General features: G+C 67.7%; 13 protein-coding genes. 9 read left to right on the forward strand and 4 right to left on the reverse strand.

Annotated elements, in window-relative coordinates; genetic code table 11:
* The first annotated feature begins 95 nt into the window (after positions 1–95).
* The 7 genes from pstS to phoR all read left to right on the forward strand — a co-directional run bounded on the left by pstS (position 96) and on the right by phoR (position 6,725).
* A complete protein-coding gene (pstS, locus tag HZ992_RS08560; RefSeq protein ID WP_209387092.1) occupies positions 96–1,136 on the forward strand; it encodes a phosphate ABC transporter substrate-binding protein PstS in 1,041 nt (346 codons plus the stop codon).
* 152 nt (positions 1,137–1,288) lie between these two features.
* Entirely contained in the window at positions 1,289–2,266 is a 978-nt protein-coding gene (gene pstC, locus HZ992_RS08565) for a phosphate ABC transporter permease PstC (RefSeq protein WP_209387093.1), read from the forward strand.
* Positions 2,263–3,147, forward strand: a complete 885-nt coding sequence (gene pstA / locus HZ992_RS08570) for a phosphate ABC transporter permease PstA (protein WP_209386242.1) — start codon at positions 2,263–2,265, stop codon at positions 3,145–3,147. The genes pstC and pstA overlap by 4 nt, the downstream gene beginning before the upstream one ends.
* A gap of 17 nt (positions 3,148–3,164) precedes the next feature.
* On the forward strand, positions 3,165–3,950 hold the full coding sequence (gene pstB / locus HZ992_RS08575; RefSeq protein WP_209386243.1) for a phosphate ABC transporter ATP-binding protein PstB: 786 nt from the start codon (positions 3,165–3,167) through the stop codon (positions 3,948–3,950).
* A 16-nt stretch (positions 3,951–3,966) separates the two neighbouring features.
* Positions 3,967–4,674 (forward strand): phosphate signaling complex protein PhoU, encoded by a 708-nt coding sequence (gene phoU / locus HZ992_RS08580; protein ID WP_209386244.1) that lies wholly within the window; start codon positions 3,967–3,969, stop codon positions 4,672–4,674.
* Between the two features lie 10 nt (positions 4,675–4,684).
* A complete protein-coding gene (gene phoB / locus HZ992_RS08585; protein WP_209386245.1) occupies positions 4,685–5,386 on the forward strand; it encodes a phosphate regulon transcriptional regulator PhoB in 702 nt (233 codons plus the stop codon).
* Between the two features lie 16 nt (positions 5,387–5,402).
* A complete protein-coding gene (gene phoR, locus HZ992_RS08590; protein ID WP_209386246.1) occupies positions 5,403–6,725 on the forward strand; it encodes a phosphate regulon sensor histidine kinase PhoR in 1,323 nt (440 codons plus the stop codon).
* A gap of 6 nt (positions 6,726–6,731) precedes the next feature.
* Here the strand turns inward: phoR and HZ992_RS08595 are convergent, their stop codons facing one another.
* The 4 genes from HZ992_RS08595 to trxA form a co-directional block, all read right to left on the reverse strand.
* Positions 6,732–8,396 (reverse strand): hypothetical protein, encoded by a 1,665-nt coding sequence (locus HZ992_RS08595; RefSeq protein ID WP_209386247.1) that lies wholly within the window; start codon positions 8,394–8,396, stop codon positions 6,732–6,734.
* Between the two features lie 183 nt (positions 8,397–8,579).
* Positions 8,580–8,834, reverse strand: coding sequence for a type B 50S ribosomal protein L31 (locus tag HZ992_RS08600; RefSeq protein ID WP_209386248.1), 255 nt, complete (start codon positions 8,832–8,834; stop codon positions 8,580–8,582).
* Between the two features lie 83 nt (positions 8,835–8,917).
* On the reverse strand, positions 8,918–10,180 hold the full coding sequence (rho, locus tag HZ992_RS08605) for a transcription termination factor Rho (RefSeq protein ID WP_209386249.1): 1,263 nt from the start codon (positions 10,178–10,180) through the stop codon (positions 8,918–8,920).
* A 275-nt stretch (positions 10,181–10,455) separates the two neighbouring features.
* A complete protein-coding gene (gene trxA / locus HZ992_RS08610; protein ID WP_209386250.1) occupies positions 10,456–10,785 on the reverse strand; it encodes a thioredoxin TrxA in 330 nt (109 codons plus the stop codon).
* A gap of 186 nt (positions 10,786–10,971) precedes the next feature.
* Here trxA and HZ992_RS08615 point away from each other — a divergent pair, with 186 nt between their 5' ends.
* Entirely contained in the window at positions 10,972–13,524 is a 2,553-nt protein-coding gene (locus HZ992_RS08615) for a PD-(D/E)XK nuclease family protein (RefSeq protein ID WP_209386251.1), read from the forward strand.
* Positions 13,521–16,745 carry a UvrD-helicase domain-containing protein gene (locus HZ992_RS08620; RefSeq protein ID WP_209386252.1) on the forward strand — a complete coding sequence of 1,075 codons (3,225 nt, stop codon included), beginning with the start codon at positions 13,521–13,523 and terminating at the stop codon, positions 16,743–16,745. The genes HZ992_RS08615 and HZ992_RS08620 overlap by 4 nt, the downstream gene beginning before the upstream one ends.
* Positions 16,746–16,747 lie beyond the last annotated feature (2 nt).

Genomic DNA, 16,747 nt, shown 5'->3' on the forward strand with positions numbered 1-16,747 from the left:
CCCGGGGTCGCGACCCATTCGATGTCATGGCAATGTCACATTCCCACCCTAGAGTGCCGGGTATCCCTGAGGAAACCCTTCACGAAAGGCTGTTCATGACTTCATCGATCTTCCGCGGCACGGCGCTGGCCGCCACGCTGATTCTCTCTACTGCAGGAGCCATGGCGCAGGACATCACGGGCGCCGGCGCGACCTTCCCGGCACCGATCTACGCGAAATGGGCGGATGCCTACAACAAGGCCACGGGCGCAAGAATCAACTATCAGTCGGTGGGCTCGGGCGCGGGCATCAAGCAAATCAAGTCCAAGACCGTCGATTTCGGAGCGAGCGACATGCCGCTGAAGGACGACGAACTGGCCAAGGACGGCCTGGTCCAGTTTCCGACGGTGATCGGTGGCGTGGTGCCGGTGGTCAACATCAAGGGCATCGCGCCGGGGCAGATCAAGCTGACCGGGCAGGTGCTCGGTGACATCTACCTCGCCAAGATCACGAAGTGGAACGATGCGGCCCTGGCGGCGCTGAATCCAGGCGTACCTCTGCCCGACGCTGCCATCTCCGTGGTGCGCCGCGCCGACGGATCGGGAACGACGTTCATCTTCACGAACTACCTGTCCAAGGTCAACAGCGAGTGGCAAGCGAAGGTGGGCGAAGGTACGGCCGTGAACTGGCCCACCGGCGCGGGCGGCAAGGGCAATGAGGGCGTGGCGGCTTTCGTGCAGCGCTTGCCCAACTCGATCGGCTATGTCGAGTATGCGTACGTCAAGCAGAACAAGATGACCTACGTGATGCTCAAGAACAAGGACGGGAACTTCGCGGCGCCGGACGATGCGAACTTCAAGGCGGCTGCTGCCGGCGCGGAGTGGTCCAAGAGCTTCTACCAGATCCTCACCGAGCAGCCGGGCAAGGAAACCTGGCCGATCAGCGGTGCCACCTTCATTCTCATGTACAAGAGCCAGGAGAAGCCGCAGAACGCCGCGAGTGCGCTGAAGTTCTTCGACTGGGCTTACAACAGCGGTGACCAGATGGCGGCCGAACTCGAGTACGTGCCGCTGCCCGACGCAGTCAAGGCACTGGTTCGCAAGCAGTGGGCCGACAACATCAAGGACGCCTCCGGCAAGGTGATTGCCTACAAGTAGATCGGCGACATGTCGGGCTTGAGCATTGGCTTGCTCGGCTCGGCACGGCGCGGGGTGGAGTCCTTCATTGGGCTCACCCCGCCGTTGTTTGACACGGAGGACTCGACGTGGCCGCTACACTGCCCGCAAAACCATTCCCCGACGAGCAGAAGATGGATCGATCGCACTCGCAGGGGCGGCCGCCGGCTCAGAGGCGAGCTTCTCCCTGGGCTGACACTCTCTTCTCGGTGCTGGCCCACGGCGCCGCCGTGGTGACGCTCGTCCTTCTGGCCGGCATCATTCTCTCGCTCGTCATTGGCGCATGGCCCGCGATTCGCGAGTACGGGCTGAGCTTCCTCTGGCGCAGCGAGTGGGACCCCGTTCAAAACAAGTACGGCGGGCTGGTGATGATCTACGGCACGCTGATGACATCGTTCATCGCGCTGCTGATCGCGGTTCCCGTCAGCTTCGGAATCGCCTTGTTCCTCACCGAGTTGTCGCCGTCCTGGTTGAAGCGCCCGCTCGGCACGGCGATCGAACTTCTCGCAGCGGTGCCTTCCATCGTCTACGGCATGTGGGGTTTGCTGGTGTTCAGCCCCATCCTGTCGAAGTACGTGCAGCAGCCCCTGCAGTCTGCCTTCGGCGATGTTCCGGTACTTGGGGCGCTGTTCAGCGGCGCGCCTGTGGGCATCGGCCTGCTGTCTGCGGGCATCATCCTGGCGATCATGGTGATCCCGTTCATCGCCGCGGTGATGCGCGACGTCTTCGAGGTCACCCCGCCCATGCTCAAGGAATCGTCGTATGCGCTCGGCGCCACGACGTGGGAAGTGGTCTATCGCGTCGTGTTGCCGTACACCAAGACAGGCGTCGTGGGGGGCATCATGCTGGGGCTCGGTCGCGCACTGGGCGAGACGATGGCTGTCACCTTCGTCATCGGGAACTTCAACCAACTGGAATCCCTGTCGTTGTTCGAGGCGGCCAACAGCATCACGTCGGCGCTTGCCAATGAGTTCGCGGAGGCCGGGGAAGGGTTGCACCAGGCATCGTTGATCTACCTGGGGCTGGTGCTGTTCTTCATTACCTTCGTCGTGCTGTCGCTGTCGAAGCTGTTGCTGACGCAGTTGAAGAAGGGCGAGGGGAGCCGGACATGAGCAGCATCGTCAATGACCAGGCCGCGCAGTACCAGGCCAAGCGGCTCAGCATGCACGCTGCCCGCAAACGCGTGAACGCGATCGCGCTCGTGCTGGCCCTGGTGGCCATGTCCTTCGGCTTGTTCTGGCTGATCTGGATCCTGATCGAGACGGTCCGCCTCGGTCTGGGCGGCATGTCGCTCGCTTTGTTCACCGAAATGACGCCCCCGCCACAGGCCGAGACAGGCGGCCTTGCCAATGCGATCTTTGGTTCGCTGGCGATGGTCACGCTGGCCACGTTGCTCGGCACGCCCATCGGGATCCTCGCCGGCATCTACCTCGGCGAGTATGGGCAGAAGGGATGGCTCGGCAGCATCACGCGCTTCATCAACGACATCCTGCTCTCGGCCCCTTCGATCGTGATCGGACTGTTCATCTACGCTGCAGTGGTCGCTCCAATGAAGAGTTTCTCGGGCTTCGCTGGTGTCCTGGCGCTTGCGCTGATCGTCATTCCCGTGGTGATCCGGACGACCGAGAACATGCTCAGCCTGATTCCCAATGCACTGCGGGAGGCGGCGTATGCGCTGGGCACGCCGAAGTGGAAAGTCATCTCTTCGATCACGCTGAAGGCGGCGCGTGCCGGCGTCATCACGGGCATTCTGCTGGCCCTGGCACGCATCGCCGGCGAAACCGCGCCGCTGCTGTTCACCGCGCTGTCGAATCAGTTCTGGACGAGCGACCTGAGGCAGCCGATGGCCAGTCTGCCGGTGACGATCTTCAAGTTCGCGATGAGCCCCTACGAAAACTGGCAGAAGCTGGCGTGGGCGGGCGTGTTCCTGATCACCTTCGGCGTGCTCATGCTGAACATCCTGGCTCGCGTGCTGTTCCGCAACAAATCCTGAACTAGGAATCCCAGAACATGGACACCCGAGTCGACCTCCCGGTGGGCGAGAAGATCAAGCTCTCGGTACGAGATCTGAACTTCTACTATGGCGCCTTCCATGCCCTGAAGCACATCAACCTCGACATCCCGGAGCGCAAGGTCACGGCGTTCATCGGGCCGTCGGGCTGCGGCAAGAGCACGCTGTTGCGAACCTTCAACCGGATGTTCGAGCTCTATCCGGAGCAACGTGCCGAAGGGCAGATCCTCGTGGATGGCGAGAACATCCTCGAGTCGAAGCACGACGTCAGCCTGATCCGCGCCAAGATCGGCATGGTGTTCCAGAAGCCGACGCCGTTCCCGATGTCCATCTACGACAACATCGCCTTCGGGGTGAAGTTGTTCGAGACACTGCCACGTGCGGAGATGGATGAACGTGTCGAATGGGCGCTGAAGAAGGCGGCGCTGTGGACCGAGGTCAAGGACAAGCTGGGCCAGAGCGGCTCGGGCCTGTCGGGCGGGCAGCAGCAGCGCCTTTGCATCGCTCGCGGTGTGGCGATCAAGCCCGAGGTGCTGCTGCTCGACGAACCCTGTTCTGCGCTGGACCCGATCTCCACCGGCAAGATCGAGGAACTGATCACCGAGTTGAAGGCCGACTACACCGTGGCCATCGTGACCCACAACATGCAGCAGGCTGCGCGCTGTTCGGACTACACCGCCTACATGTACCTCGGCGACCTGATCGAATTCGGGCCGACGTCCGAGCTCTTCATGAAACCGAAGAAGAAGGACACCGAGGACTACATCACCGGCCGCTTCGGCTGACCAGCGAGAACGAGCCATGACCGAAAAACACCTTTCCACGCAGTTCGACGCCGAGCTGAGCGCCATCTCCACCCGCGTGCTCGAGATGGGGGGGCTCGCGGAATCGCAAGTGGCGCAAGCCATCTACGCGCTGGTCAACTTCAGCAGCGAGACGGCCTCCCAGGTCCTTCAGGGCGAAGAACGAGTCAACCAGCTGGAGATCGAGATCGACCGCGACCTCTCCACCATCATCGCCCGTCGCCAGCCGACGGCACGCGACCTGCGCCTGTTGATTGCCATCTCCAAGACGATCGGTAATCTGGAGCGCGTGGGCGACGAGGCAGCGCGCATCGGCCGCACCGTGCAGCGTCTGATCAACTCGGGCGTATCCAGCCGCATGCGGCTGCCGGTGGTCGACGTCTCCTTCGAGGCCAGCCTAGCCATCGCCTCGTTGCGCAAAGCGCTCGACGCCTTCGCGCGGCTCGACGCGGTAAAGGCGCTGGAAGTCATCAAGGATGACAACCAGATCGACCGCGAGTTCGACGGCCTGATGCGCCAGCTCATCACCTACATGATGGAAGATCCGCGCACCATCTCGGCGTCGATCGACCTGGTCTTCGTCGCGAAGGCGATCGAACGAATCGGCGACCACGCCAAGAACCTGGCCGAGCAGATCATCTACATCGTCAAGGGCACCGACGTTCGCCACAATACGCTCGAGAACGTCGAATCGATCGTCCGATGAGGAGCAAGGCATGAGCCGCGTGCTGGTGGTCGAAGACGAGTCGGCGATCGCCGAGCTGATTTCTCTGAACCTGCGGCATGCGGGTTACGAGGTGACGCTTGCGGCCAGCGCCGAGCAGGCGCAGGCGGCGGTGGATGGCGTGTTGCCCGACCTCGTGCTGCTGGACTGGATGCTGCCTGGTCAATCGGGCCTGTCGCTGGCGCGGCGCTGGCGCGGTGACGCGCGTACGCGCGAGCTGCCGATCATCATGCTGACGGCTCGGGCCGACGAGACCGACAAGGTGGCCGGCCTGGATGCAGGGGCCGACGATTACCTGGCCAAGCCGTTCTCGACGAACGAACTGATGGCGCGCATTCGCGCGGTGCTTCGGCGCAAGGCGCCGGAGGCGCTGGACGCCGCGGTGGAATTGGGTGGCCTGAGGCTCGATCCATCGACTCGGCGGGTGTCGCGCGGCGACGTCGAGCTCAAGCTGGGGCCGACCGAGTTTCGCCTGCTGCACTTCTTCATGACGCACCCCGAGCGCGTGCACAGCCGGGCGCAACTGCTCGATCGGGTTTGGGGCGATCATGTCTTCATCGAGGAGCGAACGGTCGACGTGCACGTGAAGCGCCTGCGCGAGGCGCTGTCGCCCGGGCAATGCGCCCAAATGGTCGAGACAGTGCGGGGTGCCGGCTACCGGCTGACACAGCAGGTGGTGGCGTCGCAGGCGTGAATTCGCGGATCCCACGATGAACTGGCTGCTCCCGCGTCTGCTGGCTGGCGTGCTGGCGATGCTGGCAGGGGGCGTGATCGGCTTCGTTGTCTCGAATGCCGAGCAGACCCTTCTGTGGCGCGTGCTCGTGGGCGGCGGCGCCGGCGTGGCGATCGTCGCCTTCCTCGACACGCTGCGCGGCTACCGGCTGATCAACTGGTTGCGTGGCAGCCAGGATCAGCAGGCACCTCGAGACGCCGGCTTCTGGGGAGAACTGGGCTACCGGGTCGAGCGCTCGATCCGGCTGCGCGAGCAGGGGCTGGCGCAGGAGCGCCTTCGACTGGAGCAGTTCCTCTCCGCCATCGAGGCCTCACCGAATGGCGTCCTCATGCTCGACGAGAACGACCAGATCGTCTGGTGCAACTCGGTCGCGGCCGACCACTTCGGACTGGACCCGGTGCGCGATCGGCGCCAGCGCGTGACCAATCTCGTCCGCGCACCTGCCTTCGTCGCCTACCTGCAAGCGCAGGTTCATAGCGAGGCGGTCAACTTTCCGACCCCCAGGGGGAACGGAGTGCTGTCGGTGTTGTTGCGCCCCTATGGCGAAGGGATGAGGCTCGTCCTGTCGCAGGACATCACCGATCGCGAACGCAACGAAGCCATGCGCCGCGACTTCGTCGCCAATGTGTCGCACGAAATCCGCACGCCGCTGACGGTGCTGGCCGGGTTCATCGAGACCATGACCCACCTGCAACTGACCGAGGTGGAACGCAAGCGCGTGCTGGAGCTGATGACGCAGCAGACGCAGCGCATGCAGACGCTGGTCAGCGACCTGCTGACCCTGGCGCAGCTCGAAGGCAGCCCCAGGCCCGCGGCAGACCGCTGGGTGCCGCTGGCGCCGCTGCTGGCGCAGGTGGAAGCCGATGCCCGCGCCCTGTCGGCCGGGCGGCACATATTGACGGTCAGCGGCGGATCGGGCGTTCAGATCGCGGGCTCGAACTCGGAACTGCACAGCGCCGTCAACAACCTCGTCAGCAATGCGGTGCGCTACACGCCGGAGGGAGGCCGCATCGACGTGACCTGGCAGGAACTGCCCGACGGCAGTGGCGAGCTGGCTGTGAGCGACACCGGCGTGGGCATCGAGCGGGAGCACATCCCTCGGCTGACTGAACGCTTCTACCGCGTCGACGGCAGCCGCTCACGCGACACCGGCGGCACCGGGCTCGGCCTGTCGATCGTCAAGCATGTGGTGCAGCGGCATGGTGCGGAACTCGACATCCAGAGCGAGCCGGGCAAGGGTTCGCGATTCAGGCTGGTCTTTCCGGCCGCACGCGTGCGCATAGCAGTCGAGGCTGCTTGAGTCGGGTCAGCGGGCCGCGGCGGTGCGGCGGTAGATCGCCGTGAGGTCCTGTCGGTCAGTCGGCCGCTCGACGCGGGCCAGCAGCTGCCAGCCCGGGTACGACGTGGCAGGCAGCTTCGGTGTTTGCGAGGCGAGCAGGTAGTCGCAGGGTGACAGCTCGGCCGGCGTGACCGCATCGACGCGGTAGCCGCCCATCGATTCGAGCGCCGCCAGCAGCGCGCGCGGCAATTGCGGCGCGGCAACGCAGGCCGTTCGCGGCACGTGCTCGGCGATGCGGCCGAGCAGCGGCCGATAGCTGCGTGCATGGTCCAGCAAGGGCAGCCACAGCGTCATCAGCAGCAGCCAGCACACGGCCACGCCGCCGGCGGGCAGGACCAGGCTCTTCCACAATGGATGGCGGTGACGGCCGGTGCGCCAGCGCACCAGCCACATCCAGGCCAGGGTGCCCAGCAGCGCGATCGCCAGCGCGAGCAATGAGAAGGCCGGTCTGAACTCTGGCGCCAGGCGTGCGACGTTGGCGGCCGGCTTGGCTGGGAAGCCGGTCTGCATCGCCGCGTAGATGACCCAGATGGCCAGAGCGCAGATGCTGAAGAAGAACACCGAGAACCAGTCGATCGCCGCGGCGGTACTGCGCTGCAGCGTCGGCAAGGCGAAGGCGGCCAGCACGGCCAGGGCCGGCAGGGCGAGCATCAATGCGCGGTCGGACCCGCCCATCGCCAGGCCAGCCAGCAGCGCCGGGAGCGCGCAGCCCAGCGGCACCGAGATATGACGGTGCAACATGTGGCCACGCCAGCGCCACAGCGTCCACATGGCCAGCGGCCAGGCGGGCCAGGTGAACCAGGCAAGCTGGCGCAACAGACCCAGCGGCTGGAGCGATTCGACCGACGTCACACGCCAGCCCCAGGCCTGGAGCAGCGTTGCGCAGGCCGCCGCCAGCACGCCCGCGCCGGCCACCCACCAGGCGGCGTCGCGCACCTGGGAATAGGTGGAGCGCAAGCATATGGCCGTGCCTGTCACCGCGAGCACGGTCGCGATGGCTGGTGCGCCGCTGGCTGCCATCACCGGCAGCGCGATCAGCGCAGCCAGCCGCGAGCGCCCCTTGCGGAATGGTGCTGCGGCGAGCGCATAGAGGAACAGCGTGGCGCCCGCCAGCTGAACCAGCTCCGGCGTGGTCTCATGGCCGAGCTGCAGCAGGCCGAGCGTGGCCATGACGGCCAGCAAGGCCCCATCGGCGATGGCGCGCGCATAGTCGACGGGCGCAGCCTCGCCCCCGAAGGCGAAAGGCAGCGGCTGGGCCGCCTCGGTGCGCGCCAGGTGATAGGTCGCATACCAGGTCAGCACCAGAACCAGCACGAGCAGCAGCGCGAACGGGATGCGCGCGGCCACCGACGGCTCGAGCAGGCCGCCGAGCAGGCGGATGAAGGCGGCACCCAGCCAATACGGCACGAGCGCGACGTCACCGGGCAGCCCGGCGATCGACGGCGACAGCCAGCCGGACTGGCCGCCGGCGATGCTGGCCATGTGGCCGAAGGCAGTGACGTCGGCGTTCTTCCAGGGATCCCGGCCGAACACGCCCGGCAGCACGTAGGCGGCGCAGAAGAGCAGCAGGGCCAGCCTCGGCAGCCGCTGGGCGGCGCGCTGGGTGACCAGGGCAGGGGTGGGCGAGTTCAATGCGAGGCGGCGTTCAGGGGCAGCGAATCATGCAGCAAGTCGGCGCCGGACAACAAAAAGGCAGCCGAAGCTGCCTTTCAACACGAAGGCAGCCGAAGCTGCCTTTCAACACGAAGGCAGCCGAAGCTGCCTTTCAACACGACGGCAGCCGAAGCTGCCTTGGAGTTCAAGCGCGCGAAGAAATCACTTCTTCAGGTGCGCGAACTTGTTGCGGAACTTCTCGACGCGGCCGCCCAGCGAGTCCACGCTCTTCTGCGTGCCGGTGTAGAACGGATGCGATTCGCTGGTCGATTCCAGCTTGAACAGCGGCAGCTCGCGGCCGTCGTCCATCTTCACGGTTTCCTTGGTCTGCGCGCACGAGCGCGTGACGAACTTGAAGCCGTTGGAAAGGTCCACGAAGCAGACTTCGCGGTAGTTGGGGTGAATGCCTTCTTTCATGCCTTGCCTCTGCGCTGGTGACTCGGCAGCCACGTCGAACCTTTCGACGCACTTTCCGACGCTGGAAAACCGCGAAGTATAACTTACCCGCCTCGACGCATCATGTCGAAGAAGTCGAGGTTGTTCTTCGTGGACTTCATCTTGTCGAGGATGAACTCCATCGCCTCGATCTCGTCCATCGGGTAGAGCAACTTGCGCAGGATCCAGGTCTTCTGCAGGATTTCCGGCTTGAGCAGCAGCTCTTCGCGACGCGTGCCCGACTTGTTGATCAGGATCGACGGGTAGACACGCTTCTCGGCCATGCGGCGATCCAGGTGGATCTCGCAGTTGCCGGTGCCCTTGAACTCCTCGTAGATCACTTCGTCCATGCGCGAGCCGGTGTCGATCAGCGCGGTGCCGATGATGGTCAACGAGCCGCCTTCCTCGACATTGCGCGCGGCGCCGAAGAAGCGCTTCGGGCGCTGCAGCGCGTTGGCGTCGACGCCGCCGGTCAGCACCTTGCCCGACGACGGCAGCACGTTGTTGTAGGCGCGGGCCAGGCGGGTGATCGAGTCGAGCAGGATCACCACGTCCTTCTTCAGCTCGACCAGGCGCTTGGCGCGCTCGATGACCATCTCGGCCACCTGCACGTGGCGCGCGGCCGGTTCGTCGAAGGTGGAGCTGATGACCTCGCCGCGCACCGTGCGCACCATCTCGGTCACTTCCTCGGGGCGCTCGTCGACGAGCAGCACGATGAGGTAGACGTCCGGGTGGTTGGCCACGATCGCGTGGGCGATGTGCTGCATCATCACCGTCTTGCCGGTCTTGGGCTGGGCGACGAGCAGGGCGCGTTGGCCTTTGCCGATGGGCGCGATCAGGTCGATGATCCGCCCGGTGATGTTCTCTTCCGACTTGATCTCGCGTTCGAGCTTGAACTGTTCCTTCGGGAACAGCGGCGTCAAGTTCTCGAACATGATCTTGTGCTTGCTCTCCTCGGGCGTCAGGCCGTTGACACGGTCGACCTTGACGAGCGCGAAGTAGCGCTCCCCGTCCTTCGGAACCCTGACTTCGCCTTCGACGGCATCGCCCGTGTGCAGGTTGAAGCGGCGGATCTGGCTCGGGCTCAGGTAGATGTCGTCGGTGGACGCCATGTAGCTCGCGTCGGGCGAGCGCAGGAAGCCGAAGCCGTCGGGCAGCACCTCCAGCACGCCGTCGCCGAAGACCTGCTCGCCTCCCTTGGCGCGCTTCTTCATGATCGCGAACATCAGCTCCTGCTTGCGCATGCGGGCGACGTTCTCGATCTCGAGCGCCTCGCCCATCGTGATGAGCTCGGAGACGTGGAGCGCTTTCAGTTCGGACAGATGCATGGGGGGACACCCTGGGGTGAGTTGTCGACCGCCGCGCCAACGGCATGTCGACCGGAGTCTCGGCCTACCACGACACCGGCCCGGATGGCCGGCGGCATGAACCTGCGTCTCGGAACTGTCAGGAACGCGGGGGTAGGGGCCGAATCCACGCGCTGCCGGATCTGGCGCGAACCGTCGCCCCCGGTGTCAGGGCGCCAGTTCTTGGCGTGGTGGCTTGATTTCCTGCGGCGCGGCCCGGCGACTCGTGGATCCGGGCTGCGCTGCGATTCAGGAAATTATAGATGACCGTCGAGGAAGGCCGTCAATTGCGCTTTTGACAACGCTCCGACCTTGGTGGCGGCCAGCTGGCCGTCCTTGAAAAGCATCAGGGTCGGGATGCCGCGGATGCCGAACTTCGCCGGCACATCGCGGTTCTCGTCGACGTTCATCTTGGCGATCTGCAGGCGGCCGTCGTAGTCCTTCGACACTTCGTCGAGGATGGGGGCGATCATCTTGCAGGGCCCGCACCACTCGGCCCAGTAGTCGACCAGCACGGGCTTGTCGGACTTCAGGACGTCGTTGTCGAACGAGGCATCGGAGGTGTGTTTGATCAGATCGCTGCTCATGGAATGTCCTTCTGCAGGCACCACGCTGATGGGGTGGCAAGGCACAATCATTCTGACATAAAGCCCTGTCTACTGTTTCCGTGGGGACCGTGGTCCTTTCCTATGGCCGCCATAGCGCGACTCCCTCTTGAAGTCCAGGTCAGCGGCCCTCACGGCTCATCGGCCTGGGACGCGCTGGCGCGCCAGGTGACCGATTGGGCTGCCCCGCAGCAGCTCAGCCTGCGCGACGTGGTGTTGCTTCTGCCGTTCGCGCAGTTGCTGCCGCTGGCGCGCCAGGCCTTCGGGCGCATCGGCGGCTGGCAGCCGCGCATCGAGACGACGCAGACTCTGGCCGCCGCGCTGGGCCCCGCCGCGTCCCTGCAGGCCATGCAACTGGCCTTCGACGTGGCGGCAGACCGCCTCAATGCGGCTCGGCTGATCCGCTCGCAGGGGGCGTCCATGGCCTGGGCGCGCAGCGACCCGCGGCATTTCGATCGTGCCGTCGCGGCGCTGACGCAGACCGCGCACGACCTCGCGCAGGCCGCTTTCTCCGTCGCCCCTTCGGATCGTGATGCGTACTGGGCGGCGGCGCGCGAGTTGCTGTCGCCAGCCACAGGGCCCGGCAGCCAGCAGCGCTGGCTGGCGCGGGTGGCGCTCGAGTGGGCGGCGCAGAGTTCAGCGCCGGCCACCGATCGCCTGTTCGATGAGCGACCTGCCGCCTGGGTCGCCCTGCAGGCCGGCGGGCCCGATCCGCTGGTGCAGTCGCTGATGCACGCGGCACCGCTCGACGCGCCCTGCCTCATCGTCGATGCCGACGCTGCGCCGTCGATGCAGGTCGTTGCCTCCGAGCCGCCGCGCCTCGCGCGTTGCGGCGGCTTCGAACACGAGGCGCAGTGCGCCGCCGCTCAGGTGTTGCTGCACCTCGAGCGTGGTGAAGTACCGATCGCGCTCATCGGGCAGGACCGGCAACTCGTGCGCCGCGTGCGCGCCTTGCTTGAGCGCCAGCGCGTGCCCTTGGCCGACGAAACGGGCTGGGCGCTGTCGACCACGCGTGCAGCCGCGCAGGTGATGGCGTTGTTGCGCGCCGCGCCGGCGCGTGCCGGCACCGACGCGTTGTTCGACTGGTTGAAGACCTTGCCGGGCTGGCCCGGCCGCGACGACGCCGCGCTGCGATTGCAGCAACTCGAGCGCCTGTGCCGCAGGCGAGCGCTGTCTCGCATCGAAGCCCTCGACCGGCTCGATCTCGACGCGGACCTCGCGTCCTACTGGGCAGCCGTGCGCGCCGAGCTCGAACGGCTGCGCGCCGCGCGCCCCGGTGTGGCTGCCTGGCTGAACCGACTGCGCGAAGCGCTGCAGGGCTGTGGCGCCTGGCCACTGCTCGAGGGCGACGAAGCGGGCCGGGCCGTGCTGTCGGCCCTGCGTCTGCATGCCGTGGCCGATGCCGACGCCGCCTGGCGCGAAGCGGCCGATGCCTCGCCCATGGCGCTCGACGGCTTCACCGCCTGGGTCGACGAGGTGCTGGAGCGATCCAGCTTCATGCCCGCCGGACCGGGAACGGCGCAGGTGTTCGTCACCCCCTTGGCGCGGGCGATGCTGCGGCCCTTCGGCGCGGTGGTGTGCCCCGGCTCCGACGATCGCCATCTGGGCGCGAGCGCGGCGACGCATCCCTTGCTGTCCGATGCCGAGCAGCTGGCCCTCGGCCTGGCCGCGCGGGTCGAGCGCCTGCAGCGCGAGACGCTGGCCTTCCAGCATGCGCTTGCGCTGAACCGGGTGACGTTCCTGCGGCGCCATGTCGATGCCAACGGCGAGCCGCTGGCCGACAGCTCGCTGCTGCAGCGGCTGGCGCTCGACCTGTCCGCGCAGGGCCGCGCTTTGGCGGACTGGGCGGATCCGCGGGTTCATGTCGATCTCGAAGCGGCACCGGTGGCCTGGCCGCTGCCGGTGGCTGGTGGACAACTCCCCGGGCGCGTGTCGGCCAGCGCCGTGCAGGCACTGCGCGACTGCCCGTATCGATTCTTCTCGCGGCATGTGCTCGGGCTGCGCGAGGACGACGAACTCGAAGCCGAGATCGAGAAGCGCGACTACGGCACCTGGCTTCACGAAGTGCTGCACCGCTTCCACCTCACGCGCGAGGCGCCGGGCACGGTGCAGGCCGAGCGCGAGCGCCTGCACGAGCTGGCGCGGGTGGTGCAGGCCGCGATGGGCCTGGCCGACGACGAGTTCCTGCCCTTCGCCGCTGCCTTCGACGGCGTCGCGGTGCGCTACGTGGCCTGGCTGCACGCACGCGACGCGGCTGGCGCGCGCTGGCAGGACGGCGAGCGCGACTGCCGCAGCCGGCCCGAGGCGCTGCAGGGCGTCGAACTGCAGGGCGTGATCGACCGCATCGATCGCGTCGAGCACGGCTCGGCCGTGCAGCTGATCGACTACAAGACGGTGAAGGCCGACAAGCTGAAGCGCCAGGTGCGCGAGCCGCTGGAGGACACGCAGCTCGCGTTCTACGCGGCACTGCTGTCGGCCGAAACCGAGAGCCCCTTGCAGGCCTGCTACCTGGCGCTGGACGACGACGAGCGTGTCGTCGAGGTGCCGCATGTGGAGGTGCGGCACAGTGCCGAGGTGATGGTGCGCGAGCTCGGCGGCGAGTTCGCGCGCCTGCGCGCCGGTGCGCCGCTGCCCGCACTCGGCGAGGAGCCGACGTGCGAACACTGCGAAGCGCGCGGCCTGTGTCGCCGCGACCATTGGCCGGACGGGCAGGGCGCATGAACGGATCGCCCGCTTACCGCGCCGACGGCGCCCCGGTGCCTCGCGAGGCCTTCTACGCGCTGGCCTGCGACCCGCGGCGCAGCGTCGTCGTCGAGGCCTGTGCCGGCGCGGGCAAGACCTGGATGCTGGTCTCGCGCATCGTGCGTGCCCTGCTCGACGGCGCGCAGCCGCAGGAGATCCTGGCCATCACCTTCACGCGCAAGGCCGCCGGTGAGATGCGCGAGCGCCTCGACGAGTGGTTGCAGGCCTTCGCCTCACCAGCCATGACGGCGGCGCAGCGGGCCCGCGAAGTGCGCGAGCGCGGCGTGCCGGCCGGGCAGGCCGAGCAGCTCGCCGAAACGCTGGCCGGCCTGCAGCGCCAGGTGCTCGACGCCGGCCGCGCCGTCGAAGTGCGCACCTTCCACGCCTGGTTCGCCCAGCTGCTGCGCGCCGCGCCCTACGAACTGCTCGATGAGATCGGCATCGACCCCGAAGGTGAACTGCTGCAGGACATGGACGAGCACCGCAGCGAGGTCATGCGCCGCTTCCACGCGGCGCTGCTGCGCGATCCGGCGCGCCGCGAAGACCACGCGACGCTGGTCGCGCAACGCGGGCGCAGCCAGGCCGCCAAGTGGCTGGACACCGTGCTGGCACGGCGGGTCGAGCTGGAGCTGGCCGACCGCGCCGGCGTGCTCGAAGACGGCGTGGCGCCGGCCGTGCCCGAGGGGGCGCCGCCACCGCAGGCCGAGGTGTCGAACGCGGCCTGGCGCGACGGCCTGAAGCAGCTCGCGGCAGCGCTCGCGCGTGGCGGCAAGAAGGCGCGCGATGCCGGCGTGGCACTCGAACAGGCGCTCGCCCTGGACGGGGGCCCGCCTCGCTACGCGGCGGTCTGGTCGGTGCTCTTCACCAAGGATGATCTGCCGCGCAAGCTCGGTGACGTCGAAGGACTCGAGGTCACGCAGCGCGCCCTGGAGTTCATCGCCGAGCGCGAGCACCAGCACGAGTCGCACCTCGAGCATGCCCGCATGGTGCGGCTGTCGCGTGTGCTGCTCGGCGTCTACGCAGGCTACAAGCGCGAGCGGGGTCTGATCGACATGAACGACCTCGAGCATGGCGCGCTGGCACTGCTGCGCGACGCCACGCTGTCGGGCTGGGTGCAGGAGCGGCTGGACGCGCGCATCCGCCACGTGCTGATCGACGAGTTCCAGGACACCAGCCCGCTGCAATGGCATGCCCTGCACGCCTGGCTGGCCGGCTACGCGGGCGCGGGCGGCGGGGCCAGCGGGCAGCGCGCGCCGGCGCTTTTCGTCGTCGGCGATCCGAAGCAGAGCATCTACCGCTTCCGGCGCGCCGAGCCCAAGGTCTTCGGTGCGGTGCGCGAGTTCGTCGTCGAGGCACTGGGCGGCTGCGTGCTCGAATGCGATCACACCCGGCGCAACACGCCCGAGGTGCTGGCCGGGCTCAACGCGGTGTTCGGCGCGGCCCAGCAAGGCGGCGAGTTCGAGGGCTTCCGCGCACACACCACCGAGACCGGGCCGGCCGAGGCTTCGGGCCTGTGGCTGCTGCCGCCCGTGCCGCGCCCGCCGGCGGCGCCGCGCGGTGCGCAGGCCGAGCCCGCGCCCTGGCGCGACAGCCTCACGCAGCCGCGCCACGAGCCCGAGGAACTGCTGCGCGAGGAGGAGGCCCGTCGTGTCGCCGACGCCGTGCTGCAGGAGATCACCCGTGGCATCGCGCCCGAGCAGGTAATGGTGCTGTGCCGCAAGCGCGCGCCGTTGCGCCTGGTCGCGCAGGCGCTGCAGCGGAGGCATGTGCCGCACGTGGCGGTGGACGATGCCGCGCTGATCGAATCCACCGAAGCGCTGGATTTGCTGGCGCTGCTCGACGCGCTGGTCTCGCCGCAGCACCGCTTGTCGCTGGCGCGTGCGCTGCGCAGCCCGCTGTTCGATGCGAGCGACTCGGACCTGCTGGAGCTGTCCCGGCGCGCCGCCGCCACGGGCGACTGGTGGTCCGCACTGATCGGGTACGACGGCGAGAGCGTCGTGTTGCAGCGCGCGCGAACGCTGCTGCCGGTCTGGCAGGCAGCGGGCCGCGAGCTGCCGCCGCACGACCTGCTCGACCGCATCGTCTCGCAGGGCGAGCTGCGCGAGCGTGTCGCCGCCCGCGTGCCCGCGGCGCAGCGCGCGGTGGCGCTGGCCAGCGTGGACGCCGTTCTCGCGCAGGCGCTGGAGCTCGACGGCGGCCGCTATGCCACGCCCTATGCCTTCGTGCGCGCGCTGCGCCGGCGGGCCATCACGATCGTGGCGCCCGATCTCGGCGACGCGGTCAAGCTGCTCACCGTTCACGGCGCCAAGGGCCTGGAAGCCGAGGTGGTGTTCGTGATGGACGCCGACCCCGAGCCACCGCGTTCCGAGAACGCCACGCTGCTGGTCGACTGGCCGGTGCAGGCCACGCAACCGCGCCGCTGCGCCTTCGTCTACAGCGAAAGCCGCTGCCCCCCGGAATTGGCCGGGCCAATGGCCGATGAACAGCAGGCCCGCCGGCGCGAGGAGCTCAACGGCCTGTACGTGGCGATGACGCGCGCGCGCCGCCGACTGGTCTTCAGCGCCACCGAGCCGCGGCATCGCAGCCCGACTCAGATGAACTGGTGGCCGCGAGTTGAGGGCCTGAGCTCGCCCTGGAGTTCGGCGATCGGCGAGGGCGGCGACGTCCGGCCGGAGCCCGGGCCGTCGGTCGAGGTGCTGCCGCGCTGGTCCGGCAGCGCCGCAGCGCCGTCGGCGCCAACGGCTGCCGTCGACAGCCCCGCCTCACGTCTGGGCTCGGCCGTGCACCGTGTCCTCGAGTGGCACACCGGCGGCGGCGGCGAGCTGGCGGTGCTCGCCGCGGCGGCGGCCGACGCCTTCGGCGCACCGGCGGACGAGGTGACCCGCATCGCCAGCCGCATCCTCGCCAGCACCGAATGCGCCCGCTTCTTCGACCGCGGGCAACTGGTCTGGGCCGGCAACGAGGTGCCGGTCAGCCTGGCCGGCGCGGTGCAACGCATCGACCGCCTGGTGCTGCTCGACGAAGCCGGCATTCCGACCTGGTGGGTGCTCGACTACAAGCTGCAGCATCGGCCGCAGGAGCTGGCCGAGTACCACGCCCAACTGGCTGGCTACCGTGCCGCGGTGCAGGCGGCGCAGCCGGGCGCGCAGGTGCGCAGTGCCTTCATCGCCGGCGACGGCAGCCTGATCGAATCGGCATGACC

It is taken from the genome of Rhizobacter sp. AJA081-3 (assembly GCF_017795745.1).
Classification (GTDB): domain Bacteria; phylum Pseudomonadota; class Gammaproteobacteria; order Burkholderiales; family Burkholderiaceae_C; genus Piscinibacter.

Coding starts and splice junctions, on each gene's coding strand:
- pstS (WP_209387092.1), top strand. CDS start 96: ATGACTTCATCGATCTTCCGCGGCACGGCGCTGGCCGCCACGCTGATT.
- pstC (WP_209387093.1), top strand. CDS start 1,289: ATGGATCGATCGCACTCGCAGGGGCGGCCGCCGGCTCAGAGGCGAGCT.
- pstA (WP_209386242.1), top strand. CDS start 2,263: ATGAGCAGCATCGTCAATGACCAGGCCGCGCAGTACCAGGCCAAGCGG.
- pstB (WP_209386243.1), top strand. CDS start 3,165: ATGGACACCCGAGTCGACCTCCCGGTGGGCGAGAAGATCAAGCTCTCG.
- phoU (WP_209386244.1), top strand. CDS start 3,967: ATGACCGAAAAACACCTTTCCACGCAGTTCGACGCCGAGCTGAGCGCC.
- phoB (WP_209386245.1), top strand. CDS start 4,685: ATGAGCCGCGTGCTGGTGGTCGAAGACGAGTCGGCGATCGCCGAGCTG.
- phoR (WP_209386246.1), top strand. CDS start 5,403: ATGAACTGGCTGCTCCCGCGTCTGCTGGCTGGCGTGCTGGCGATGCTG.
- HZ992_RS08600 (WP_209386248.1), bottom strand. CDS start 8,834: ATGAAAGAAGGCATTCACCCCAACTACCGCGAAGTCTGCTTCGTGGAC.
- rho (WP_209386249.1), bottom strand. CDS start 10,180: ATGCATCTGTCCGAACTGAAAGCGCTCCACGTCTCCGAGCTCATCACG.
- trxA (WP_209386250.1), bottom strand. CDS start 10,785: ATGAGCAGCGATCTGATCAAACACACCTCCGATGCCTCGTTCGACAAC.
- HZ992_RS08620 (WP_209386252.1), top strand. CDS start 13,521: ATGAACGGATCGCCCGCTTACCGCGCCGACGGCGCCCCGGTGCCTCGC.